This is a genomic window from Pseudomonas sp. B21-010, from assembly GCF_024749325.1.
GTDB lineage: Bacteria > Pseudomonadota > Gammaproteobacteria > Pseudomonadales > Pseudomonadaceae > Aquipseudomonas > Aquipseudomonas kilonensis.
Window position 1 is genome coordinate 1,866,890 of record NZ_CP087198.1, and the last position, 24,151, is coordinate 1,891,040.

Annotated in this window: 20 protein-coding genes and 1 pseudogene; 15 read left to right on the forward strand and 6 right to left on the reverse strand. The window is 58.8% G+C overall.

All coding sequences use genetic code 11. The features are described from left to right. Positions 1-24: 24 nt before the first annotated feature. From LOY50_RS08270 to LOY50_RS08285, 4 genes are all read left to right on the forward strand, one after another. A complete protein-coding gene (locus LOY50_RS08270; RefSeq protein WP_253478458.1) occupies positions 25-1,041 on the forward strand; it encodes a glycosyltransferase family 4 protein in 1,017 nt (338 codons plus the stop codon). A 115-nt stretch (positions 1,042-1,156) separates the two neighbouring features. Beyond that, positions 1,157-3,151: a nucleoside-diphosphate sugar epimerase/dehydratase gene (locus LOY50_RS08275; RefSeq protein WP_253472547.1), complete on the forward strand. Its 1,995-nt coding sequence runs from the start codon at positions 1,157-1,159 to the stop codon at positions 3,149-3,151. Between the two features lie 113 nt (positions 3,152-3,264). Then, the gene (locus LOY50_RS08280) at positions 3,265-3,600 is read left to right on the forward strand and encodes a helix-hairpin-helix domain-containing protein (protein ID WP_253472550.1); all 336 of its coding nucleotides are present in this window, start codon (positions 3,265-3,267) and stop codon (positions 3,598-3,600) included. Between the two features lie 266 nt (positions 3,601-3,866). Continuing rightward, positions 3,867-4,727, forward strand: coding sequence for a bifunctional 2-polyprenyl-6-hydroxyphenol methylase/3-demethylubiquinol 3-O-methyltransferase UbiG (locus LOY50_RS08285; RefSeq protein ID WP_253472553.1), 861 nt, complete (start codon positions 3,867-3,869; stop codon positions 4,725-4,727). 322 nt (positions 4,728-5,049) lie between these two features. Here LOY50_RS08285 and LOY50_RS08290 read toward each other — a convergent pair whose 3' ends face one another. After that, positions 5,050-6,069, reverse strand: a complete 1,020-nt coding sequence (locus LOY50_RS08290; RefSeq protein WP_253472556.1) for an acyltransferase — start codon at positions 6,067-6,069, stop codon at positions 5,050-5,052. Between the two features lie 327 nt (positions 6,070-6,396). On the opposite strand from LOY50_RS08290, the gene LOY50_RS08295 reads away from it, so the two are divergent. Together LOY50_RS08295 and LOY50_RS08300 are read left to right on the forward strand one after the other, a co-directional pair. Then, the gene (locus LOY50_RS08295; RefSeq protein ID WP_253472559.1) at positions 6,397-7,050 is read left to right on the forward strand and encodes a GntR family transcriptional regulator; all 654 of its coding nucleotides are present in this window, start codon (positions 6,397-6,399) and stop codon (positions 7,048-7,050) included. Between the two features lie 15 nt (positions 7,051-7,065). After that, positions 7,066-7,917, forward strand: a complete 852-nt coding sequence (locus LOY50_RS08300) for a DUF1989 domain-containing protein (protein ID WP_028236958.1) — start codon at positions 7,066-7,068, stop codon at positions 7,915-7,917. Between the two features lie 153 nt (positions 7,918-8,070). Here LOY50_RS08300 and LOY50_RS08305 read toward each other — a convergent pair whose 3' ends face one another. Then, on the reverse strand, positions 8,071-8,238 hold the full coding sequence (locus LOY50_RS08305) for a DUF2897 family protein (RefSeq protein WP_003183831.1): 168 nt from the start codon (positions 8,236-8,238) through the stop codon (positions 8,071-8,073). A gap of 120 nt (positions 8,239-8,358) precedes the next feature. Then, positions 8,359-9,723, reverse strand: coding sequence for an ethanolamine permease (gene eat, locus LOY50_RS08310; protein WP_253472563.1), 1,365 nt, complete (start codon positions 9,721-9,723; stop codon positions 8,359-8,361). A 395-nt stretch (positions 9,724-10,118) separates the two neighbouring features. Between eat and kdpF the strand changes: the two genes are divergently transcribed. The 6 genes from kdpF to LOY50_RS08340 all read left to right on the forward strand — a co-directional run bounded on the left by kdpF (position 10,119) and on the right by LOY50_RS08340 (position 18,342). Beyond that, positions 10,119-10,208, forward strand: coding sequence for a K(+)-transporting ATPase subunit F (kdpF, locus tag LOY50_RS08315; RefSeq protein ID WP_063322338.1), 90 nt, complete (start codon positions 10,119-10,121; stop codon positions 10,206-10,208). 8 nt (positions 10,209-10,216) lie between these two features. Then, the gene (gene kdpA / locus LOY50_RS08320; RefSeq protein WP_258690605.1) at positions 10,217-11,911 is read left to right on the forward strand and encodes a potassium-transporting ATPase subunit KdpA; all 1,695 of its coding nucleotides are present in this window, start codon (positions 10,217-10,219) and stop codon (positions 11,909-11,911) included. A 10-nt stretch (positions 11,912-11,921) separates the two neighbouring features. Further along, entirely contained in the window at positions 11,922-13,976 is a 2,055-nt protein-coding gene (kdpB, locus tag LOY50_RS08325) for a potassium-transporting ATPase subunit KdpB (RefSeq protein ID WP_258690606.1), read from the forward strand. A gap of 260 nt (positions 13,977-14,236) precedes the next feature. Then, positions 14,237-14,782, forward strand: a complete 546-nt coding sequence (gene kdpC / locus LOY50_RS08330; protein ID WP_214510804.1) for a potassium-transporting ATPase subunit KdpC — start codon at positions 14,237-14,239, stop codon at positions 14,780-14,782. Between the two features lie 162 nt (positions 14,783-14,944). After that, entirely contained in the window at positions 14,945-17,596 is a 2,652-nt protein-coding gene (locus tag LOY50_RS08335) for a sensor histidine kinase KdpD (RefSeq protein WP_258690607.1), read from the forward strand. A 47-nt stretch (positions 17,597-17,643) separates the two neighbouring features. Further along, complete coding sequence (locus LOY50_RS08340; protein WP_253472578.1) at positions 17,644-18,342, forward strand: response regulator; 699 nt, start codon at positions 17,644-17,646, stop codon at positions 18,340-18,342. 117 nt (positions 18,343-18,459) lie between these two features. Here the strand turns inward: LOY50_RS08340 and LOY50_RS08345 are convergent, their stop codons facing one another. Beyond that, positions 18,460-19,497 carry a patatin-like phospholipase family protein gene (locus LOY50_RS08345; protein ID WP_253472582.1) on the reverse strand — a complete coding sequence of 346 codons (1,038 nt, stop codon included), beginning with the start codon at positions 19,495-19,497 and terminating at the stop codon, positions 18,460-18,462. A 207-nt stretch (positions 19,498-19,704) separates the two neighbouring features. Between LOY50_RS08345 and LOY50_RS08350 the strand changes: the two genes are divergently transcribed. From LOY50_RS08350 to LOY50_RS08360, 3 genes are all read left to right on the forward strand, one after another. Continuing rightward, positions 19,705-19,995: a hypothetical protein gene (locus LOY50_RS08350; protein WP_003199317.1), complete on the forward strand. Its 291-nt coding sequence runs from the start codon at positions 19,705-19,707 to the stop codon at positions 19,993-19,995. A 105-nt stretch (positions 19,996-20,100) separates the two neighbouring features. Next, positions 20,101-20,862 (forward strand): CHAD domain-containing protein, encoded by a 762-nt coding sequence (locus LOY50_RS08355; RefSeq protein WP_258690608.1) that lies wholly within the window; start codon positions 20,101-20,103, stop codon positions 20,860-20,862. Between the two features lie 240 nt (positions 20,863-21,102). Further along, on the forward strand, positions 21,103-21,900 hold the full coding sequence (locus tag LOY50_RS08360) for an acyl-CoA thioesterase II (protein ID WP_046063748.1): 798 nt from the start codon (positions 21,103-21,105) through the stop codon (positions 21,898-21,900). Positions 21,901-21,908: 8 nt separating this feature from the next. Here LOY50_RS08360 and LOY50_RS08365 read toward each other — a convergent pair. Together LOY50_RS08365 and LOY50_RS08370 are read right to left on the reverse strand one after the other, a co-directional pair. Further along, positions 21,909-22,127 (reverse strand): annotated as a pseudogene (locus tag LOY50_RS08365) (terminase); the annotation flags it as partial. Positions 22,128-22,427: 300 nt separating this feature from the next. Then, the gene (locus LOY50_RS08370) at positions 22,428-23,909 is read right to left on the reverse strand and encodes a methyl-accepting chemotaxis protein (RefSeq protein WP_258690609.1); all 1,482 of its coding nucleotides are present in this window, start codon (positions 23,907-23,909) and stop codon (positions 22,428-22,430) included. Between the last annotated feature and the right edge of the window lie 242 nt (positions 23,910-24,151).

The window sequence follows — 24,151 nt, forward strand, 5'->3', positions numbered from 1 at the left end:
ATGCTTGCGGATGGAGTTTTGATGATGGTCCTGCTTTTTTCCTTGCTGCTAGTTGCTCTTGGGTCGCTGTTTTTAACGTCGCTTTTAAGACGCTACGCATTAAGCCGTAGTCTAATTGATATTCCTAACGCCCGGAGTTCTCATTCAATTCCTACTCCTCGGGGGGGCGGAGTTGCTATTGTATTGTGCTTTTTGGTAGCTATGCCTCTTTGGGGAGGCGATGAGCTATCCTGGAACGCTGTCTTGGCGATGTTCGGGGCGGGAGCCGGCGTCGCTATACTTGGTTTTCTTGATGATCATGGACATATCGCCGCACGTTGGCGACTCTTGGGGCATTTCAGTGCCGCTGCCTGGGCATTGTTCTGGCTAGGAGGCGGATTGCCTGTTATGGATATCATGGGCATGACGGTGGATTTTGGCTGGGCAGCTTACCTCTGCGCCGGTCTATTTCTGGTCTGGATGCTCAACCTCTACAATTTCATGGACGGTATCGACGGCATCGCTAGCATTGAAGCGATTTGCGCTTGCTTGGGAGCTTGTCTGCTCTATTGGTTAGGCGGCTTTGAAACGTTGATCGTGGCTCCCCTGGTACTCGCGATGGCGGTGGCAGGTTTTCTGTATTGGAATTTCCCACCTGCCCGTATCTTCATGGGCGACGCAGGAAGCGGCTTTCTTGGCATCACCCTGGGAGTGCTTTCTCTGCAGGCGGCTTGGGTTTCATCCAATCTGTTATGGGTTTGGCTCATCCTGCTCGGTGTTTTTATCGTTGATGCAACCGTCACCTTGATACGGCGCTTGCTACGGGGTGACAAAGTCTACGAAGCTCATCGTAGCCATGCCTATCAGTTTGCTTCGCGTCATTATGGGCGACACCTGCCGGTGACGTTGGCAGTCGCTGCGATCAACGTATTCTGGCTGCTACCTCTGGCTGCAAGCGTCGTATTGTGGAACATTGATGGGGCGTTGGCGTTAATTGTGGCTTACGTGCCGTTAGTGGTGATTGCCATCAAGTTCCATGCCGGCGAGCTTGAGAAGGCCTGATATCAAGGCAAGGTTGGCGTTTTTCGGTTATCGATTGTCCAACGGACGATCATGTAACGGCGTTCATCAGGAATGGATTAGTTTTCAGGAGCTGGCCAAGGTGCGGGAAGGGTCCATGGGTAAATTAAGAACAGCGTTATTGGGGTTGCCAAGACGCCATAAACGCACAATTCAAGTGGCCACTGATGTCATTCTGGTCTGGATCGCCCTGTGGCTGGCGTTTGTCGTTCGGCTGGGGTTGGAGGCGCTGGCCAGTCCGGTCGAAACCCACCTCTGGCTTTTTGCATCTGCTCCCCTGATCGCTATCCCGATTTTCATACGCTTCGGTATGTATCGTGCTGTCATGCGTTATTTCGGCAACGATGCGCTGATCACTATCTGCAAGGCGGTCAGTCTTTCGGCGTTACTGTTGGCCTTGGTGGTGTATTGGTACAGTAACCATAAAACCGTGGTACCGCGCTCTATTATCTTCAATTACTGGTGGTTGAGCCTGATCATGATCGGTGGGCTTCGCCTGATGATGCGCCAGTACTTCCTGGGTGACTGGTTCACCGCAGCTCAACATGTACCATTTACCAATCGTGACGATGGTCTGCCCAAGGTTGCCATTTATGGTGCCGGGGCAGCGGGTAACCAACTCGTGGCGGCATTGCGTATGGGGAGAGTCATGCGGCCGGTCGCGTTCATAGACGATGACAACAGCATCGCTGACCGTGTGATTGCAGGATTGCAGGTCTATCAACCTAAACACATACAAAGAATGATTGATGCTACGGGGGCACAGGAAATATTGCTGGCCGTCCCGTCCTCTTCACGCGGTCGTCGTCGGGAGATTCTGACACTGCTTGAGGGTTTTCCCCTTCATGTACGTAGCGTCCCCGGTTTTATGGATCTGGCCAGTGGTCGAGTCAAGGTCGATGATATCCAGGAGGTAGACATTGCCGACCTCCTAGGGCGTGATCCCGTGCCGGCACAAGCCGATCTGCTTGAGCATTGCATCACAGGCCAGTCGGTTCTGGTTACCGGCGCCGGCGGTTCGATAGGCTCAGAACTTTGTCGGCAAATCTTGGCGCTCAAGCCAACTACATTGCTGCTTTTCGAGCATAGCGAATTCAATCTCTACAGTATTTTGTCCGAACTGGAACCGCGTATTGCCCGGGAGTCATTGTCTGTTCGGCTGTTGCCAATCCTGGGGTCGGTGCGCAATCAAGAGAAGTTGCTGGACGTGATGAAGACTTGGAATGTCGACACGGTTTATCACGCAGCAGCTTATAAGCATGTGCCTATGGTCGAGCACAATATTGCCGAAGGTGTTCTGAACAACGTAATCGGAACGCTGAATACCGCACAGGCTGCGTTGCAGTCTGGTGTGTCAAACTTCGTCCTGATCTCCACTGATAAGGCCGTGCGCCCGACAAATGTGATGGGCAGTACCAAGCGGCTTGCTGAATTGACCCTGCAGGCGCTAAGTCGGGAGCTGGCTCCGGTATTGTTCGGTGACCAAGCGAATGTCTCACGTGTCAATAAAACTCGATTTACCATGGTCCGGTTTGGCAATGTGCTGGGTTCGTCTGGCTCGGTCATTCCGTTATTTCATAAACAGATCAAATCTGGCGGGCCGCTGACTGTTACGCATCCAAAAATCACACGCTATTTCATGACTATCCCCGAGGCTGCTCAGTTGGTGATCCAGGCGGGCTCCATGGGGTTGGGAGGGGATGTGTTTGTGTTGGATATGGGCGAGCCGGTGAAGATCGTCGAATTGGCGGAAAAGATGATTCATTTGTCCGGCCTGAGCGTTCGGTCGGAAAAAAATCCCCACGGCGACATCTCGATCGAGTTTACGGGCCTGCGCCCAGGCGAGAAGCTTTATGAGGAGTTGTTGATAGGCGACAACGTGGTGGCAACCCAGCACCCGATGATCATGAGTGCCAATGAGGACCACTTGCCGTGGGATGTGCTCAAGGCCGGGCTGGCTGAATTGCTGGCTGCTATCGAACGTGATGATTACGCGAGAGTTCGTCAATTGCTTCGTGACACTGTCTGCGGCTATACCCCGGACGGGGAGATTGTCGATTGGATCTATCAGCAGCGTCGCCTGGAACCTTGATTTTTACACAAGCTGTAACGTAGCCATTTTTGACAGCCGTCAATCATCGCCTAAGTTTGAGGGGCAGCTTCGGAAAAGCTGCTTTCTCTTAACGATGTCATGGAGCGTCACTTATGCGTACAGGCTATTTCTACTCTCTGGTCTTTGCTTTTCTCACCAGCGCTTCAATAGCTGCCATCGCTGCGCCTGGGATCAAACCCGAGATGACGGCAGCGCCGCAGATTATTGAACAGCGGGGAGAACAACAAAACGCCAAGGTAGATCTCAACGAGGCGGATGCCGCTACGTTGCAACGAGAATTGATAGGAATAGGCAAGGCCAAGGCCGAGGCGATTGTTGCATATCGTTCGAATAATGGCGCTTTCGCCTCTGTGGACGAGCTGCTGGAAGTCAAGGGAATTGGTAAGGCGATCCTGGACAAAAATCGTGACAAGCTGGAAGTGAACTGAAATGTGATCATGAAGAAGGCCAGTTGAGAAGACTGGCCTTTTTGCGTTCTGGCCAATGGGAACTGCTTTGGATAATGCGGGTCACTTATAGTCACGATGCTGGGTTGCGGTTGTGGCAGGTTATGTGGAAGCGATAGTACCCAGCCTTGGAACGGCACCTGACGGCTGCGGGGACGTCGAGTGAAGCAGCTTACTGTTTTTGTTCGTTGGCAAGTCTAATGTGAGCTTGAAACCAAGCTTCAATTACTACTCCAAGGATGATTTCGATGACTGAATCTATTACAGAGAAGACTCATAGCGAAGAGATGACAAGCGGAGAACGATTTGCCTTTGGGGCAAACTGGTCAAACTTCCTAACGGTACTGAACGAGGATCGTATTCAACAGGCCATAGAGAGTCTCAAGACCATGCTTGGAGTCGAGACGCTGGATGGTAAGAGATTTCTTGATATCGGTAGCGGCAGCGGTCTATTTTCATTAGCCGCGAGGCGTCTTGGAGCAAGTGTCGTCTCGTTTGATTATGATCCCCAGTCAGTCGCTTGTACCAATGAGTTGCGTAATAGATTTTACAAAGGCGATGAGCGCTGGGAGGTCAGGACCGGCTCAGTTCTTGATACTTTATTTTTGCGCAGCTTGGGAAGTTTCGATATCGTTTATTCTTGGGGGGTTCTGCATCATACCGGCGATATGTGGACCGCCTTGCGAAATGCGGAGCGAAGCGTTTCCAGTGAGGGACGGATTTTTATAGCGATCTATAATGAACAAGGTTTTTATACTCGTTATTGGACCTTTGTTAAGCGCAATTATGCTAAGTACAATTTTATACGTCCTGTTTTCATTTTGATCCATGGTGTTTACCCAACTTTCCCAAGGTTGCTACTTAGGTTCGTGCGCCGTCGGAAGTATAATCGTGGGATGAGCATCTGGTACGATCTGCTTGACTGGCTGGGTGGATATCCCTTCGAGGTTGCCACGCCGGAAAAAATATTTGAGTTTTACAAGGAGCTAGGTTACCAATTGCTGAAGTTGAAAACTGTGGGAGGTAGACTGGGTTGCAATGAATTTGTTTTTGAACGCATCAAGCCGGTTCAAGAGAGCGGTGGAGTATCAATGGCTCGCGATGCTTGATTGTTTTGATCCAATGCTGAAAGAGATGCGTTATTTTTGTATCTCTTTCATTTTTTCTTGTTGTTTTTTTAATTTTAATATCGTCTGATTAAGAAATAATAACGGATCCAAAGTATGTGCACCTTAAACCCCACTCATGACAAGGTGGACTACGTTTATTTGGTATCTCCGGTGAGCTGTTCAACGGCAGCGCGGGTTTGTATTCTCCTACGACGAGGTAAGTGGTAATCGTCTCCAAGACAGGATGCATTTTTGGTATCTCAGGAGGGCAATCAAAAGTTGACTGTCCTCCAAGCTTGCAGAGATTATATTGCAAATTAAGCTAGGGTGTGATTGGTTTTTGAACCGTCTTTTTTGACGTTGATTTGACGAACCTTGAAATAGGCCTCTCAATAAATGTAAAGCTGGCCCACGATACCGCAAGAATGCTGACGATAATCAAGGAGAAAGTTAGCGTTTCGTCTAAATTAAAACGTATCTGAATTGCCATCCAGCAGCACATAATCAATACGTGGCATAGATAAGTTGAGTAGGACCAGTCGCCAAGTTTAGTGATCCACCCCAGCTTATCGAACAATTTCTCCTTGGAAATCGCGGCAATAACTATCAGGGCGCAGGCTATACCGAACGTCCAAGGATTATGCGTCACTGGTCCAAAATGAACTAGCATCCAGCCAGCAGTTATCGTCAATGCAACAGCGGCCAAAGAGTTTAAACGCTGTATGAGTCCGATTTTGTAGGCGAGTGCTATCGCTATGCCAATTAAAAACTCATAGATTATTTTGTTTTCATAAAATTTAAAGTTGCTGCCGAGTTTGGTTGAGAAGTTTTGTAAAACAATTATGCCAATAAAGAGCCCAGGCAGCCTGAACGATTTTGGAAGGAAGAGGCAGAGAAGGAATACTGTATAGAAAATCATTTCATAATTCAGCGTCCAGCCAACGGTTAGGAGAGGGAATAAGCCTATCCCTGAAGGGTTTTGTGCAGGTATGAAAAATAAGCTTTTAAGAAGAAATATTGGTTCGAACTGAGTAAGGGGTATAAAGGTTGGTGCTGTAAGTAATATTTCGGATGATATTAATGTAAATAACCAATAGGCGGGTACAATTCTCGAGAGGCGATGCATTGCAAATGTAGTGGGTGTTATGTTCTTTTCGAATGCCGATAGGTAGATGACAAAACCGCTAATTATGAAAAATAGATCGACGCCAATATTTCCATATAGGTGCAGGGCTGTGGGCAAAGGGCCTGTTAATTGGTTGTTCTGTACAATTTGCAAGTAGTGGTGGAATACAACTAGCCAAGCGGCGAGGGTTCTGAGTGCTTGAATTGAATTTAGCATTGTCTTGTCGCTTGAAAAAATAGTAATTATACCTAAGTTAACGTTTGTGTGGCGGGTAAATTGTGCAGGTTTAGTCGGTGCGACCTGTCCAGCTATTGACTCCAGGTAGACGGCGTTGCTTACGTCGCGACTGCGCGGAATTTCGTTTCACAGTTCAGAAAAAATACTAAGCGCCATATCGCACATAGCCCATAGCACAAGCTAACGAGCCCATCGCTGTGCAGCTATGCGCGAGCTTATCGAAGGACGCTAGGGGGCAGTATCACTTGGCATGAAACGTGATTGTTCACTACCAGTAGATTGTTGAACAATTCTGAGGCGCAGAGCATGACCGACGGACCTTCCTTAGCTGACCAAATTACCCTGGAACTGCGCGCCGACATCATCGGCGGCCGCCTGCTGCCAGGCATGGCGCTGGTGGAGAACAACCTGGTCTCGGCCTACAACGCCTCCCGCAACACCATCCGCGAAGCGTTACACCGCCTGGGCCAGGAAGGGTTGACCCGTTACGTGCGCAACAAAGGCGTGATGGTCCGCAGGTTAGGTGTCGATGATGTACGAGATCTGTTCAAGGTCCGTCGCACCTTGGAGCTTCAAGCCATCTTGGGCAGCCAGCCATTGCGCGAGTATCAGTCCGACCGGATGCTCGAAGCTCTCGAGGCTGCGGATTTGGCTCGCGAGCGTGAAGACTGGCGTTCGGTTGGTACCCATGGCCTGGCGTTCCATCAGCACATCGTCGGATTGATGCGCAGTCCATTACTTGATGAGTTTTTCACCAATGTGGTTGCACAACTGCGCCTGGTATTTAGCTCCGCGCCCGATGAGGCGCGTTTCCAAGCACCGTGGCTAGCGCGTGACCGCTATATCCACGATTGCCTGGCCGAGGGCGACAAGCTTGTGGCCTACGAAGCGATGAGTCTTTACCTCGACGATTCCGAGCAACTGCTTCTGCAACTGCTAACGCCCACCCATCACCACTGATCAAGGACCCGCGCCATGTACAAAGATTACCCAGCCGCCTACCAGGTCAGCAAAGGCTCAGCCCTGCAAGTGGACAAACCCTTCTACGACCGCATCCGCACCCAGCAGGACAAACGCACCTTGATCGAACAGTTCGAGGTACCCATCCGCACTGGCCGCGCTTGGCACGTACCTGCCGGTCATGTGTTCCGCGTCACGACCCCGGTAGGCCCGCAGGTGGGGGACTTCAACGTCTGGAATGCCCACGATCCACGGGAACGCTTGTGGGCAGCGCGCACGCGCCAGCTTCAAGGCGCCCACGTCAGCACCCATGATCGGTTGTGGTCGAACCTGCCATTCCTGCGGCCCTTGGTGACCATCACCGATGACAGCCTGGCCGGTTATGGCATTGATGAGCATGGTGGCCGACTGCACGATCTGCTGGGTACGCGCTGTGATCCCTATGTGAACAAGATGCTGACTGGCGAGGATTTTCATCATCACTGCCATTCGAACCTGACCCGTGCTGTGTTGCCCCACGGCCTGACGGAATTCGATGTGCATGACGTGCTGAATATTTTCCAGTGCACGGGGCTTAATCATGACGACATGTACTTCATGAAGGCCTGTCCGGCGCAGAAGGGCGATTACCTGGAGTTTTTTGCCGAGATCGATCTGTTGTGCGCCCTGTCCACTTGCCCGGGTGGTGACTTGTCGCTGGCGATGTGGGGGCCGGATGCGCAGGATCCCCTTAGCGTCTGTCGTCCGCTGGGGGTTGAGATCTATCGGTTGGAAGATTCATTGCTGGAGGGCTGGAGCCAGCCTGAGCGGGCGGCGTACAAGGGGCTGCATGGCTTGCATATCGCCAAGGCGGATTGGGAAAAGTGATGCAGCAGGCGCTGGCTTTGTAGGAGCTGGCGAAGCCTGCGATCTTTTGATCTTCGCTCCAGACTCAATTTATAGGAGAAAGATCGCAGCCTCGTTGCACTCGACAGCTCCTACAGACCCAGCGGGAGCAAGCTCCCTCGCCACACAAGCAGCTCAACGATCCTTGGCCTCCTTCGCATCCATTTCCGCATTGCGCTCGGCAACGCGCTTGCGTTGCTCATCGGTCAGCTCGACCTTGTTGGCGGTGTCGCGCAGCATCATCAGACCACCAACGATCGAGCCGATTGCAACAATCAGAATCAACCAGGCATACCAGGGCATAGGGTTCTCCTTGAGGGGGCGATGGACGGACGAACATTTCGCCGATCCATCGCACCTACCACTTATGAGCGAAGGTTGCTCGCAGTGGTTCAATACTACGCCCGTTCGGCCAGCTTCACCTCAAAGCCCGGTCAGCATCGCATCGGCGGGAGCGTCTGCGCGCAGTTGTGCGGTGAGGATGAAGTAGACGAAACCCACCGCCATGAAGCCGAGGAAGATCAGCCCGATCAGCGCGTTGAACCAGGCCATTGCTACCAGGCACACCACTGCCAGCACCAGGGCGATGCCCGGCACGATCGGATAGCCCGGTGCGCGGAAAGTACGTTCCAGGTTGGGTTCGGTTTTACGCAATTTGAACAGGCTGAGCATGCTCATGATGTACATGACGATGGCGCCGAACACGGCCATGGTGATCATCGCCGCAGTCAGGGTCATGCCGCCGAGGTTGATCAGGCCGTCGCTGTAGATTGCGGCAATGCCGATCACTCCACCGGCGATGATGGCCCGGTGCGGGGTCTGGAAGCGTGACAGTTTGGCCAGGGAGGCGGGCAGGTAACCGGCGCGGGCCAGGGCGAAGAACTGCCGCGAGTAGCCAAGGATGATGCCGTGGAAACTCGCCACCAGGCCGAACAGGCCGATCCACACCAGCATGTGCAGCCAGCCGGAGCTTTCGCCGACCACGGTTTTCATGGCTTGGGGCAGGGGATCGTTGATGTTCGACAGGGTGCGCCAATCGCCGACGCCGCCGGCCAGGAACATGACGCCCATCGCCAGGAACACCAAGGTCAGGATGCCGCTGATGTAGGCCTTGGGAATCGTGCGTTTCGGGTCCTTGGCTTCTTCGGCGGCCATGGCCGCGCCTTCGATGGCCAGGAAGAACCAGATGGCGAAGGGAATCGCGGCAAACATGCCGGCGATGGCCGGTGCACCGAACACATCGGAACCGGCCCAGCCGTTCAGGGCAAAGCTGCTGAAGCTGAACGCCGGGGCCACGACGCCCATGAACACCAGCAGTTCGACCACCGCCAAGATGCAGACGATCAGCTCGAACGTCGCGGCCAGCTTGACCCCGAGGATGTTCAGGCCCATGAACACGATATAAGCGCCGACCGCTGCGTGTTTCGGGTCCAGGGCCGGGAACTGCACGTTCAGGTAGGCGCCGATGGCCAGGGCAATGGCCGGCGGGGCGAAGACGAATTCGATCAGCGTCGCCAGGCCGGCAATCAACCCGCCTTTCTCGCCGAAGGCGCGACGGCTGTAGGCAAACGGCCCGCCGGCATGGGGAATGGCGGTGGTCAGTTCGGTGAAGCTGAAAATGAAGCAGGTGTACATGGCCGCCACCATGAAGGACGTCACCAGAAAGCCCAGTGTCCCGGCCACGCCCCAGCCGTAGCTCCAGCCGAAATACTCGCCGGAAATCACCAGGCCGACGGCAATACCCCATAAATGCAGGGTGCCCAGGGTGGGTTTGAGTTGTGTGTTCATCGGTGGCTCCCCTCGATCAATAGCAAAAGCGCTGGGGAGGGGCAGTGCAGTGGGCGTGCCAGTGTGGCGAGGGCGGTCGTAATGGATGAAATCGTGTCGTATCGGGGATGTTCCCTGCCGGATGGCTGGGTTTTGTGCCCCAGTTCAGAGCATTGGTGCCTGGGCTGGCCTTATCGCGAGCAAGCTCGCTCCCACTAAGAGCCTTCAGTGGACGCAAATTCTTTATTCACAACAGATCCCATGTGGGAGCGAGCTTGCTCGCGATAAGGCCACCCCAGCCAACATTTTTTACGGATTCTTTACCCCCTAGCACGGCTCTCGATCTCGCTCCTTTACAGCCTCCCTGCCGACAATCACTCCACACACGGCACGACGCCGTACCACGGAGAAATCCCATGAATGTTCTGGACGGGGTGTCGCTGCTGCTGGCAGGGGCGCTGTTCATTTATCTGCTGGTTGCGCTGTTGCGCGCCGATCGGAACTAGGAGCGGCTATGCACGGTTATGACTACGGGCTGATCCTCGCCTTTTTCGCCCTGGTGCTGATTCCGGCACCGTTTCTGGGGCGTTTTTACTACCGGGTGATGGAAGGCCAGCGTACGTGGCTTTCGCCGATCCTCGGCCCGGTGGAGCGCGGTTGCTATCGCCTGGCGGGTGTCGATTCCACCGCTGAGCAGAGCTGGCAGAAATACACCCTGGCCTTGCTCGCGTTCAACCTGGCGGGTTTTGTCTTGCTGTTCGCCATTCTGCTGCTGCAGGGATATCTGCCGCTCAATACCGAGCAACTGCCCGGCATGGAGTGGACCCAGGCCTTCAACACGGCCGTGAGTTTCATGACCAACACCAACTGGCAGTCCTACAGCGGTGAAGCGTCCCTGAGCTACCTGAGCCAGATGGTCGGCCTGACTGTGCAGAACTTTGTCAGTGCCGCCACCGGCCTGGCCGTGCTCGTGGCGCTGTGTCGCGGTATCGGGCGCAAGTCCGCTGCGACGCTGGGTAATTTCTGGGTCGACATGACCCGCGCCACCCTCTACGGGCTGTTGCCGTTGTGCCTGCTGCTGGCGTTGTTCCTGGTCTGGCAGGGCGTGCCGCAGACCTTTGCGCACTATGTGCACGGGGTCACGCTGCAGGGCGTCGACCAGGTCATCCCGTTGGGGCCGGCCGCCAGCCAGATCGCGATCAAGCAACTGGGCACCAACGGTGGCGGTTTCTTCGGCGTCAACTCGGCGCATCCGTTTGAAAACCCGACGGCCTGGAGCAACCTGTTCGAAGTCGCTTCGATCATCCTGATTCCCGCCGCGTTGGCGTTCACCTTCGGCCATTACGTCAAGGACCTGCGCCAGAGCCGGGCGATCATCGCCTGCATGCTTGCCTTGTTCCTGATTGGCGGTGCCACGTCGCTGTGGGCCGAATACCAGCCGAACCCGGCCCTGAACAACCCGGCCGTCGAGCAAACCGCGCCGCTGGAAGGCAAGGAAGCACGCTTCGGCACCACCGCCACGGTGCTGTGGTCGGTGACCACCACGGCGGCTTCCAACGGCTCTGTCAACGCCATGCATGACAGCCTCAACCCGCTCAGCGGTATGGTTGCGCTGGTGAATATGATGGTCGGCGAGGTGATCTTCGGCGGCGTCGGGGCCGGGCTCTACGGGATGTTGTTGAACGTGCTGATCGCGGTGTTCCTGGCTGGTTTGATGATCGGTCGCACCCCGGAATACCTGGGCAAGAAGCTGGGCGCCCGGGAGGTGCAACTGTTGGTGGCAACCCTGCTGGTGATGCCTGTCAGCGTGCTGGTGCTGGGGGCCGTCGCCGCAAGCCTGCCCGGACCGGCCGCAGCGGTGAGCAATCCGGGTGCCCATGGTTTCAGCCAGTTGTTGTACGCCTACACCTCGGCGGGGGCGAACAACGGTTCGGCATTTGCCGGGTTCGGCGCCAACACACCTTTCCACAACCTGATGCTGGGCCTGGGGATGTTGATCGGCCGGTTCGGCTACATCCTGCCGGTGTTGGCGTTGGCCGGCAGCCTGGCCTTGAAGAAGACCGCGCCGATTGGCCAGAACAGCTTCCCCACCCACGGCCCGCTGTTCGTGACCTTGTTGACCGTGACCATCCTGCTGGTGGGCGGCTTGACCTTCCTGCCGACCCTGGCGCTGGGGCCGATTGCCGAACACCTGAGCATGGGCTTCTGAGGACCTGATGATGAATATGCCGATGAGCAAAACCGTCGCCGCCAAGGCGCCGGAACAACCGAAGACCCACCTGTCGGCCCTCTGGCGGCCGGCGCTGGTGCAAGCCTTCGTCAAGCTCGATCCTCGCCAGTTGCACCGCGCACCGGTGATGCTGGTGGTGGAACTGACCGCGATCCTCACCACCGTGTTGTGCTTCATCCCCGACAGTACCGTACCGACGTTCGTCGCTGCGCAAATCGCGCTGTGGCTGTGGTTCACCGTACTGTTCGCCAACTTCGCCGAAGCGTTGGCCGAAGGCCGCGGCAAGGCCCGGGCCGACAGTCTCAAGGCTGGTAGCGAAGGCCTCAACGCACGTCGCCAGACCGCCAGCGGCTTTGAAATCATCCCCGCCACCCGTCTGCGCAAAGGCGATGTGGTGCGCGTCGAGGCCGGCGACATGATCCCCGGCGACGGTGAAGTGATCGAAGGCATCGCCGCGGTCAACGAGGCGGCGATCACCGGCGAATCGGCGCCGGTCATCCGCGAGTCCGGCGGCGATCGCTCGGCCGTCACCGGCAATACGCGGCTGGTCTCCGACTGGCTGCTGATACGCATCACCAGCAATCCCGGCGAGTCCACCCTGGACCGCATGATCGCTTTGGTGGAGGGCGCCAAGCGCCAGAAAACGCCGAACGAGGTGGCGCTGGATATCCTGCTGATCGGCCTGACGCTGATCTTCCTGCTGGTGGTGGTGACGCTGCAACCGTTCGCCCATTTCGCCAACGCCAACCTGCCGCTGGTGTTTCTGGTGGCGCTGCTGGTCACCTTGATTCCCACCACCATCGGCGGGCTGCTGTCGGCCATTGGCATCGCCGGGATGGACCGGTTGGTGCGCCTGAACGTGATCGCCAAATCCGGTCGCGCGGTCGAGGCGGCGGGGGACGTGCATGTGTTGATGCTGGACAAGACCGGCACCATCACCTTTGGCAATCGTCGCTGCACGGCGGTCTATGCCGCCCCCGGCGTGAGTGCCAAGGAGCTGGCAGAAGGCGCGTTGTTTGCCTCGTTGGCCGATGACACGGCCGAAGGCAAGTCCATCGTCGAGTACCTGCGAGGTTTGCATTCACTGCCCGAGCCGGGTGTCGACGCGCTGACAGCCGTGCCGTTCAGTGCCGAAACCCGTTTGTCTGGAGTCGACTATCAGGGCCGCATCTACCGTAAGGGCGCCGTGGACTCGTTGCTGGACTTCATCGGCCTTGCACGCAATGAGTTGCCGCAGGCATTGGCGCGGGAGGTCGACAAGATCGCCCAGAGTGGCGGCACGCCGCTGCTGGTGTGCATGGACGGTCGGTTGCTAGGGGCCATCCACCTCAAGGACGTGGTCAAGCCGGGCATTCGCGAGCGCTTTGCCGAGCTGCGCAAGCTGGGGATTCGCACGGTGATGGTCACCGGCGACAACCCGCTGACCGCCGCGGCGATTGCCGCCGAGGCCGGTGTCGATGACGTGCTGGCGGAGGCCACGCCGGAGAAAAAACTGGCGCGTATCCGTCATGAGCAAAATGACGGTCGGCTGGTGGCCATGTGCGGCGACGGTGCCAACGATGCCCCGGCCCTGGCCCAGGCCGATGTCGGCATGGCGATGAACGACGGCACCCAGGCCGCGCGGGAGGCGGCCAACATGGTTGACCTCGACAGCGACCCGACCAAATTGCTCGATGTGGTGCAGATCGGCAAGGAACTGCTGGTGACCCGTGGCGCATTGACTACCTTTTCCATCGCCAACGACATCGCCAAGTATTTCGCGATCCTGCCGGCGCTGTTCGCTTCGATTTATCCACAGCTCGGCGTGTTGAATGTGATGCACCTGAGCAGCCCCCAGAGCGCGATTGTGTCGGCCATTGTCTTCAATGCCTTGATCATCGTCGTGCTGATCCCCTTGGCCCTGCGCGGTGTGCGAGTGCAAGCGGCAAGTGCGGCGGCGCTGTTGCGACGCAATCTGCTGATTTATGGCCTGGGCGGGATCGTGGTGCCGTTCGTGGGGATCAAGGCGATCGATATGTTGCTGACGGCGTTGCACCTGGTTTGAGCCTGACGTGCGGTGAACCAATTTTTGTTGCAGGACGATCGCTCCCGCCGAGCTCTGTAGGAGCTCTGCAGGAGCTGTGTAGGAGCTCTGTAGGAGCTGTCGAGTGCAACGAGGCTGCGATCTTTCCCCAGACACTTGAATCCCAAGCGAAAGATCAAGATCAAGATCAAAAGATCGCAGGCTTCGCCAGCTCCTACAGAGCCCAGCGCGAGCAAGCGCCTTGCCTGGAAGTTAGCTGTTTCTTATTCGAGGATTTTGACATGTCCACTCTGATTCGCCCGGCCTTGAGCCTGTTGCTTTTGATGTCCCTGATCACCGGTGTCGCGTACCCGCTGGTGGTCACCGGCGTGGCGCAAGTCGCCTTTCCCACCCAGGCCAATGGCAGCCTGATCGTCGATGCGGCAGGCAAGGTCCGTGGCTCGACGCTGATCGCCCAGGATTTCACCGGCGATGCCTGGTTTCATCCACGGCCATCGGCCGGTGCCTTCGCCACGGTCGCCAGCGGCGCCAGCAACTTCTCCCCGAGCAATCCAGCCCTGGCCTCGCGGGTGATCGATGACGCCCAAAAACTCCAGGTGCCCGGCCAGGGTCCGGTGCCGCTGGCATTGCTGACCACCTCCGCCAGCGGGTTGGATCCGCACTTGCCTCCGGCGGCGATTGCCTATCAACTGGCGCGTGTCGCCGCCGCGCGCAACCTGCCGGCCTCGACCTTGCAGCAACTGCTCGACGACAACACTGAGCAATCCTTGGTGGGCCCGCCAGTGGTGAATGTGCTGGCGCTGAACCTGGCCCTGGAAAAACTGTAAAACCTGTGGGAGCGGCGCCTGTGGGAGCAAAGCTTGCTCGCGATGAACGATTACACGGTCCATCCGTTGAACTGTGTCGCCTTGATCGCGAGCAAGCTTTGCTCCCACAGGTCCGGCTCCCCACAAGGTGTTTGATCAATATTTGAAAGAGATTTCCACGCCATGAGCGACTCCGGCCGCGCCGACGCACTGTTAGCCAATCTGCCCCGTAACGACCGTGGCCGGCTCAAGGTCTTCCTGGGCGCGGCGCCCGGTGTCGGCAAGACCTACGCCATGCTGCAAGCGGCCCACACCCAACTGCGTCAAGGCGTGAAAGTCGTCGCCGGGGTGGTGGAGACCCATGGTCGTGCCGAAACCGAAGCACTGCTCGGTGGTCTGGCACAGCAGCCGTTGGTGCGCTCGGAATATCGCGGCGTGACGCTTGAAGAAATGGACCTCGATGGCTTGCTCGCGGCCCGGCCGGCCTTGGTGCTGGTGGACGAACTGGCCCACAGCAACGCCCCCGGCAGTCGTCATGCCAAACGCTGGCAAGACATCCAGGACTTGCTTGCCGCCGGTATCGATGTCTACACCACCGTCAACGTCCAGCACCTGGAAAGCCTCAACGATCAAGTGCGCGGTATCACCGGCGTGCAGGTTCGCGAGACGTTGCCGGACTGGGTCTTGCAGGAAGCCGATGAACTGCTGCTGATCGACCTGCCATCGCGCGAACTGCTGGAGCGCCTGCGTGATGGCAAAGTCTATGTGCCGGAACAGGCTCGCGCGGCGATCGATGCGTTTTTCACCCAGACCAACCTGACCGCGTTGCGTGAACTGGCCATGCAGACCGCCGCCGCCCAGGTCGACAATGACTTGGCCCAGGGGTATCGACAACTAGGCCAGGCCGCTCCGGCGGTGCGTGGACGCTTGCTGGTGGGCGTGGACGGTGATGTTCAGGCCGAGCGTCTGGTGCGTCATGCCAGCCGCGTCGCCCAGCGTCGGCATCTGCCCTGGAGCCTGGTGCATGTGGACAATGGCGGCGCGCGGGACGAGTCGTCGCGCCAGTACCTGCAAAATGCCCAGCAACTGGCTGAACGCCTCGGTGGGGAAGTGGTGCTGCTGCGGGCCGGTGAAGTCGCCAAGACCTTGATCCAGCATGCCAGCGAACGGCGCGCCACGCTGCTGCTTGTGGGGCAGTCCCGACCACGTTTGTGGCGGCGGCTGTTTGGCGGTGGCTTGGCTTCACGCTTGCTGCGCGATGCTCGGGGTCTGGAAATCAACGTGCTGGACAGCGATGAGCAACCGCGTCCCGCTCGCGAGCGTTCAAGCTCCCTCCAGACCGGGTTCGACTACGCGCTGGCGCTGGTGGCGACCGTGGCGGCCAGTGCATTGGCCTGGGGCATTTCCGGGGTGCTGGCATTACCCAATATTTCCCTGGTGTTTCTGATGGCGGTGTTGCTGGTGGCGGTACGCAGCAGCCTCGGCCCGGCGCTGGCCTGCGCGGCGCTGTCGTTCCTGGCCTATGACTTCCTGTTCATCCCGCCGAATTTTTCCTTCACCATCCAGCGCGAAGAAGACGTTCTGACGCTGGTGTTTTTCCTGCTGATGGCGGCCCTGACCGGCAACCTGGCGGCCCGCCAGCGCCGACAATTGCAAGCCTTGCGCGACACCCAGCAGGAAACCGGCGAACTGCTCGACCTGTCGCGCAAACTCACTGCCGCCACCGACCGCCAGGCGGTGATCAGCGCCGCCGCGCAGCACCTCAACGGCCTGCACGACTTGCAGCTTTGCCTGCTCAATCGCGATGGCCAGAGCGATTGGACGGTCGAGACCGGCGAGCCGTTGACATTCACCGAGGCCGAGCGTGCCGCGGCCGACTGGGCCTGGCAGCACGACCAGCCCGCCGGTGCCGGCACCGGGACGTTGCCATCCGGACGCTGGTGGTGGTGGCCGCTGTCGGCGGAAGGCGGGCCACTGGGGTTGCTGGGTGTGTGCCCGAACGAAGGCAAGCCATTGAGCGGCCAGCGTCGGCGTTTGCTGGCGGCCCTCAGTCAACCATTGGCCCAGGCATTGGCCCGGGCGCAACTGGCCCAGGACCTGGAAGCGGCGCGCCTGCACGGTGAAACCGAGCAATTGCGCAGCGCCTTGCTGGCTTCGGTGTCCCATGACTTGCGCACGCCGCTGACGTCCATGCGCGGCAGCATCGACAGCCTGTTGGCGCTGGGGGAGGCGATCCCTCTGGCCGATCGCCGTGAACTGCTCGAAGGCACCCGCGATGAGGCCGAGCGGCTGGATCGCTACATCCAGAACCTGCTGGACATGACCCGCCTTGGCCACGGCGCCCTGAAGCTGGCGCGGGACTGGGTAGCACCGGCCGATATCGTCGGCAGCGCACTGAACCGCTTGCGGGCGGTGTTGGCGCCGCTGGCGGTCGGCGTCGAGGTGCCTGCTGACCTGCCCTTGTTGTATGTCCACGCGGCGTTGATCGAACAGGCCCTGGTCAACGTGCTGGAGAACGCTGCGCGATTCTCGCCGGCCCACGGGCGGCTACTGTTGAGCGCCGGCACGACGGACAGCGAGGTATTTTTTTCGGTCGCCGACGAAGGTCCCGGGATCCCTCAAGACGAGCGGGAGAAAATCTTCGATATGTTCTACACCGCTGCGCGCGGTGATCGAGGCGGGCAGGGCACAGGGCTGGGGCTGGCGATCTGTCAGGGCATGGTCGGTGCCCATGGTGGGCGAATCAGCGTCGATGACGGCCTCGATGGGCGCGGCACCTGCATTACTTTGCATCTGCCTTTGCAGACACAGCCGGGCATGGACGATGAAGCTTGAGCGGCTCTGCGGTACTCTCTTTCCACCGATTGCATTGAACGGATCCCATGAGCCAGACCGCGACCCTTTTGGTCATCGATGACGAACCGCAAATCCGCAAGTTCCTGCGCATCAGCCTGAGCTCTCAAGGCTACCGGGTGCTGGAAGCCGGCACCGGCGCTGAAGGGCTTGCCCAAGCGGCGCTGAACAAGCCCGATCTGCTGATACTCGACCTGGGCTTGCCGGACATGGACGGCCAGCAGGTGTTGCGCGAGTTTCGCCAATGGTCGACGGTGCCGGTGCTGGTGCTCTCGGTGCGGGCCAGCGAAGCGCAGAAGGTCGAGGCGCTGGACAACGGTGCCAACGATTACGTGACCAAGCCGTTCGGCATCCAGGAATTTCTCGCCCGCATCCGCGCCTTGTTGCGCCAGGCGCCGGCAGGCGAGCCACAGGAAGCCGCGCTGAAGTTCGGCCCGCTGACGGTGGACCTGGCCTATCGACGGGTGCTGCTGGACGGCACCGAAGTGGCCCTGACCCGCAAGGAGTACGCGGTACTGGCGCAACTGGCGCGCCACCCGGGGCGGGTCATCACCCAGCAGCAACTGCTCAAGGACATCTGGGGCCCCACCCACACCGAAGACAGTCACTACCTGCGGATCGTGGTCGGCCACCTGCGCCAGAAACTGGCCGACGACCCGACCCGACCTCGGTTCATTGTGACCGAGGCGGGGGTGGGGTATCGGTTGTTGGGGGAGGGTGGGCTTTAGTCTTGTGTTGTCTGGAAGGCTGCCATCGCGAGCAAGCTCGCTCCCACAGGGTTCACCGTCGATCAATGTGGGAGCGAGCTTGCTCGCGATGAGGCCCGAACAGCCACTCGAAATCTCTCAGCTCTGGTCACTCTCATACCGATCCAAGGTATCGCTGGCAATCTCCCGCCCCAACGCGATCAGCTCCGGCGCCTTGTAGAACTCGAAGAACCGGCACACCCGTTTTGGCACGTTGATCAGCACATCCGGCGGGTAACCGGCAATCTTGTATTGGGCCAGCGAGGTCTGCATCACTTCGAAACTCTGGTTGATCAAATCCAGCAACGAGGCCGGGCCGACGTTGTCGATGATGAACGAACCGGTGGCGGATTTCGGTGCGCCTTCGTTCTCTGGCGCGGCGGCCGGTTGTTGGCCTTCGGGCTCGGCCGAGTCGATCCACGGGTTGATGTCCGCGGCCTCGGCCTTCAAGGCTTCCTGCTCCAGCAGCAACAGCTGCTCGGCCTGCTTGCGGCGAAATGGCAGGCGCGAACCCAGGGAGTTCACCAGGGTGTCGAAGCGGCGCCGGAACGCGGCGGGGCGCGGGATCACCGGTAACCGATATTGTTTCTGATTGGTGGCGTTGAGGTTGACCGCGATGATCAGGTCGCAGTGGCTCGACACCACTGGTACGATCGGCAATGGGTTGAGCAGGCCGCCATCCACCAACATGCGGTTGCCTTGCATCACCGGCGTGAACAGGCTGGGAATTGCCGCCGAGGCGCGCATTGCCTGATGCAGGCAACCTTCCTGGAACCAGATTTCCTGCTGGTTGGTCAGGTCGGTCGCGACGGCGGTGTAGGGGATGCGCAATTGTTCAATGTTGATTTCGCCGACGATCTTGCGGATCTGCCCGAAGACCTTTTCGCCACGGATCGCCCCCAGGCGAAAACTGACGTCTACCAGGCGCAGGACGTCCAGATAATCCAGGCTTTCGATCCAGTTGCGGTACTCCTCAAGCTTGCCCGCCGCATAGATCCCCCCCACGACCGCGCCCATGGAACAACCGGCGATGCAGGCAATGTCGTAGCCACGTCGTTCGATTTCTTCGATCACCCCGATATGGGCATAGCCCCGGGCGCCACCCGAACCCAATACCAATGCGACACGTTTTGTCATGACCCGGCCTCTTGTCGAACAGATTTCAACAATGCACCCATCGACGACTTGGCTCAATCGTTGTGGCGCACGCGTCGTTTTTTGACACGCCGTGGCGGCATTTGCGTATGCTCGGCCACACTTGAATTTACGCGGTCAAGCAAGGCACTTTTCGCCGTTGCCACCGTCTTAATAGCACGACTGTTGACCTGACTTGAGGTGTTATTGATGAAAGCCCGGATCCGCCTGCCCTTGGTGGCTTCTTTGATGGTTTTGGCCCTGGCCGGTTGCGCAGGCAAAACCGCTTACCGCGACAGTTGTGGCAGCCAGCTCGACAGCGCTTGGCATGAACTGGACCTGGCCAAGGCTGAAGGTTTTGCCGGCACCGTTAGCTACTCCAAGGCCCTGTCCCTGCTGACGGGCGCCAAGACCCAGCAGCAATTCGAAGCGTTCGAAGGCTGCGCCAAGAAAGCCGAGAAGGCGCGTTTCTACATTCGCGAGTCCCGCGCCGGACGATAAAGGCAGCGACAAGCAATCAACTGCAAGCTACAAGGGAAGGACGCAGAATCGTTTTTCACTGGTAGCTTGCGGCTTGACGCTCAGCGCTGTGTACGGAGTACGTCCATGATTGATCGGCTGGTGGCCCGGATACTGGGCCTGGAAGTCCGCCTGTTGGCCTGTCAGGCCCGCTTGAATGCCCATACCGACAGCGAAGCGCTGCATGACCTGCGAACCACGGTACGCCGTTTGCGCAGCCTGCTTCGTCCATTGCGTGGTTTGCCCGGCGTCGAACAGCTGGAAACGGCTGCTTCGGCGGTCGGCACCCTGACCACGCCCTTGCGCGACCGGGAAGTGTTGGCCGCTTACCTGGAGCAGCATGGTCAGGCCGAGGCGGCGCAGCGACGCCAGGTGCAAATGGTCGAGGCTTATCCCGCCGTGGCCGCGAGCGTTGAACTGGCGCAGTTGCTGATGATCCTCGATGCCTTCCCGCGCTTCATTCGCGCCGCCCAGCGTGAGGGGCTGCTGAAGGGCTTGCGCAAACGCATTGAAAAGCGCCTGGACAAACAGTGGAAGAAACTCGGCGAAGCCCTGCGCGATCCGGCCCATGACCGCCATCGATTGCGCCTGCTGATCAAGCGAGTGCGTTATGCCATCGAAGCCTACCCTGAACTCGACCGTCTGCCCGAAGCGGCTATGCCCCGGCTCAAATCCGCCCAGGCCGCGCTGGGCGATTGGCACGATTGCTGGCAATGGCTGGCCAGGGCCAAGGAAGAAACCGATCTGCACGCTTGCGTGCCAACCTGGCACGCCGCGATGGAAAAGGCCGAGGCCAAGTCCGACAAGGTGCTCGACAAGCTGATTGTCAGTTGCTTCGAAAAATCCTGAACCCAGCACATCCCCCTGTGGGACTCTTCCCCCCTGTGGGAGCGAGCTTGCTCGCGATAGCGGCGGGTCAGCTTGTATAAGGATTGACTGATACACCGCCATCGCGAGCAAGCTCGCTCCCACAGGGGAAATTCTAGATCCTCGGCTTTTCTGTCAGTCTCTTTGGCCGGAATGAGCCCTGTGCCGCCAGCCCGGGCTGGTTAAGATTCCTTCATCCTTTTCCCTGTTTTCGAGGTCGTCATGCGCTTTTCCGATTTGATCGATGCCGTGCGCCGGCAGCCAGGTGCGGTGAGCATCGCGCCTGAATGGGGCCAGGGGCGGGCCAGTTTTGGTGGGTTGGTGGCGGCGCTGCAATATGAGGCGATGCGTGCCCAAGTGCCGGCGGATCGCCCGGTGCGCTCGCTGGCGATCACCTTTGTCGGCCCGGTCGAACCCGACGTGCCTGTCAGTTTCGAAGTCGACGTATTGCGTGAAGGCAAGGCAGTGAGCCAGGTGTTGGGGCGCGCGGTGCAGAACGGCCAGGTGGTGACCGTGGTGCAAGGCAGTTTCGGCGCATCGCGCTCATCCGTGGTGGCGGTGCAGGCCGATCCCGCGCCAGAATTCAAAAGCGTGGAGCAATGCCAGGAGCTGCCTTACGTCAAGGGCATGACCCCGGAATTCATGCGGCACCTGGCGATGCGCTGGAGTGTTGGCGGCTTGCCGTTCAGCGGCAACAAGTCCCGCAGCATGGGCGGGTGGGTACGCTTGCGCGGTGATGTGCAGGAGGAGCCGCTGAACGAAAGTCATATCCTGGCCTTGGTGGACGCCTGGCCGCCGGCCTTGTTGCCTCACCTTTCGCAAATGGCCCCGGGCAGCACGCTCACGTGGACCATCGAGTTCGTCCAACCGCTGCTGGAGCTCACGACACTGGACTGGTGCAAGTACCTGGCCGAGATCGAACATGCCCAGGACGGCTACGGCCATGTCGCCGCGAAGTTCTGGAGCGCCGATGGCCGCTTGATCGCCCTGAGTCGGCAGACGGTCACGATCTTCGGTTAAGGCTCTACGTGACAGTGGTGTTGCAAGCCGAGTGCCGCGAGCAGGCCGATGATGCCGATGGCGACATCGCCCAGGCTCAAGCTGAACACCCCCGACACAATCAGCAGAAACGCGATGATGAACAGCGGTACGGCAATCAGGTGCAACACCAGGTGGGTGGGGTGGGGATGATTGTCAGGGTAGGCGCGCCATTGCCAGGCTGGAAGATGGGGGTGACGTTTGCCCATGATGCTGTTCCTTGAATGAAACTGAATAATCCAAGGATAGGTCCGGTCGGGCGGGGCGGCGAATGGCGGTTGGCTATCGAAGCGATAGATGGCCATATAGTTTTGCTGTTGGCAAGGAACTGCTGTTGTGACAAAGAGCTGCTTTTGTGGCGAGGGAGCTTGCTCCCGCTGGGGCGCGCAGCGCCCCCAAGAAGCTGAGCCCCATCAGCCTCAGACACACCGGGCTTGCAGTTTGGGTCCGCTGCGCGGCCCAGCGGGAGCAAGCTCCCTCGCCACAGAAGCCCCAGTCAAGCCAGCGCTCTACAGTTTCAACTGCCCAATCGCCTTGCTCAACTCGCCCGCCAAGGTCGCCAGTTCATGGCTGGTGGTGGCTGAGTCGACGGTTTGGCGCACGGTGTTTTCGGTCACGTCGCGAATACTCACCACCGCCCGGTTCATTTCCTCGGCGACATGGCTTTGCTGTTCGGCCGCGACAGCGATCTGGGTGTTGCTCTCGCGCATTTGCGCCACCGCTGCGGTGATCTGTGCCAAAGCATCGCCGGCCTCGCGGGCCTGTTGCACGCAATCGTCGGCCTTGAGCGAGCTCTCCTGCATGAAGTCCACCGCGTCTCGGGTCCCGGCCTGCAGGGCCGAAACCATGGTGGTGATTTCATCGGTGGAGGTCTGTACCCGCTTGGCCAGGTTGCGCACCTCGTCGGCCACCACGGCAAAGCCTCGGCCCATGTCTCCGGCCCGCGCCGCTTCGATGGCCGCGTTCAGGGCCAGCAGATTGGTTTGTTCGGCGATGCTGTGGATCACACTGACCACGCCATTGATCTTCTGGCTGTCTTCGGCCAGACGCTGGATCATTTCGGCGGTCTGCTGCACACCCGAAGACAACCCGGTGATCGACTGTTGCACCCGGGCGACCACTTCGTGACCGTTGCCGGCCAGGGTGTCGGCGGTTTTCGACAGATCGCGGGTGGCGCCGGCATGCTGGGCGATGTGATAAACCGTGGCGGACATTTCGTTGATCGCCGTGGCCGCCTGATCGGTTTCGCTTTGCTGGCCGAGCATGCCGTGGCGAACATCGTTCATGCTCGACGCCAGGCGCGCCGCACCACTGTCCAACTGCCGGGCGGTGCTGGCAACGGTGTCGACGACCCGTTGATAACCGGCCTGCATGGCGTTGAACGCCGCCGCCATCTGGCCCACTTCGTCCTTGCAGGCCAGGGGCACGCGGGCGGACAGGTCGCCGGTTTTTTCCACGTGCAGCATCACGTCTTTGAGCGTGTTGAGCTGGCTGAGCAAAAAACGGATCAACAGCTGCGAGGCGCCCAGCATCGCCAGCATCAACACGAACACGGCTGCGGCGTATTGGCTGAAGCGTTCACCGAACACTTGGCTCAGGCTCACACCTTGGGCCAGCACGGCGAGTTGTTGGCCATCACCTCGACGGATCACTTGGGCGCCCAGCAGCGGGTCATCGCCAAACAGCGGCCCGGTGTCGAGTTCGACCCAGCCGTTGGCCTGGGCCAGCGAAGGCAACGGTTGTTCGTTGAGAACGGGGACCTGGTCGCGCTGGAATGCCAGGAGATAGTCGACCTTGGGCAAGGGCGTTCCGGCAGGCCAGGCATCAAGCAAGTGTGCCTGGGCCTGGGCGTTCGCCTGGGCCGCATGGTTACGCGCCTGCTGTTCGAGGTGCACCGCGTAGAGCACCAGCAGCAAAGTAGTGACAAAGGCGACCGCATTGACCGCCCAGAATTTGTATTTCAGCGAGATATTGCTAAGCCAGGCACCCATGGAAGGTCTTCTCTGATAGCGGAAACAGCATTGGCAAGGTGCCATTATTCTGCCGCTACTCAGGTGACGGGATTTTGATATGGGTCAACAGACAACATCGACCCCAGGATTTGATGTGGGCCCACAGGCAACCAGATCCCCTTGTGGGAGCGAGCTTGCTCGCGATAGCGGTGTGTCAGTCAGCCTGTGTGCAAGCGGGTTCACCGCTATCGCGAGCGAGCTCGCTCCCACAGGGATTTGTA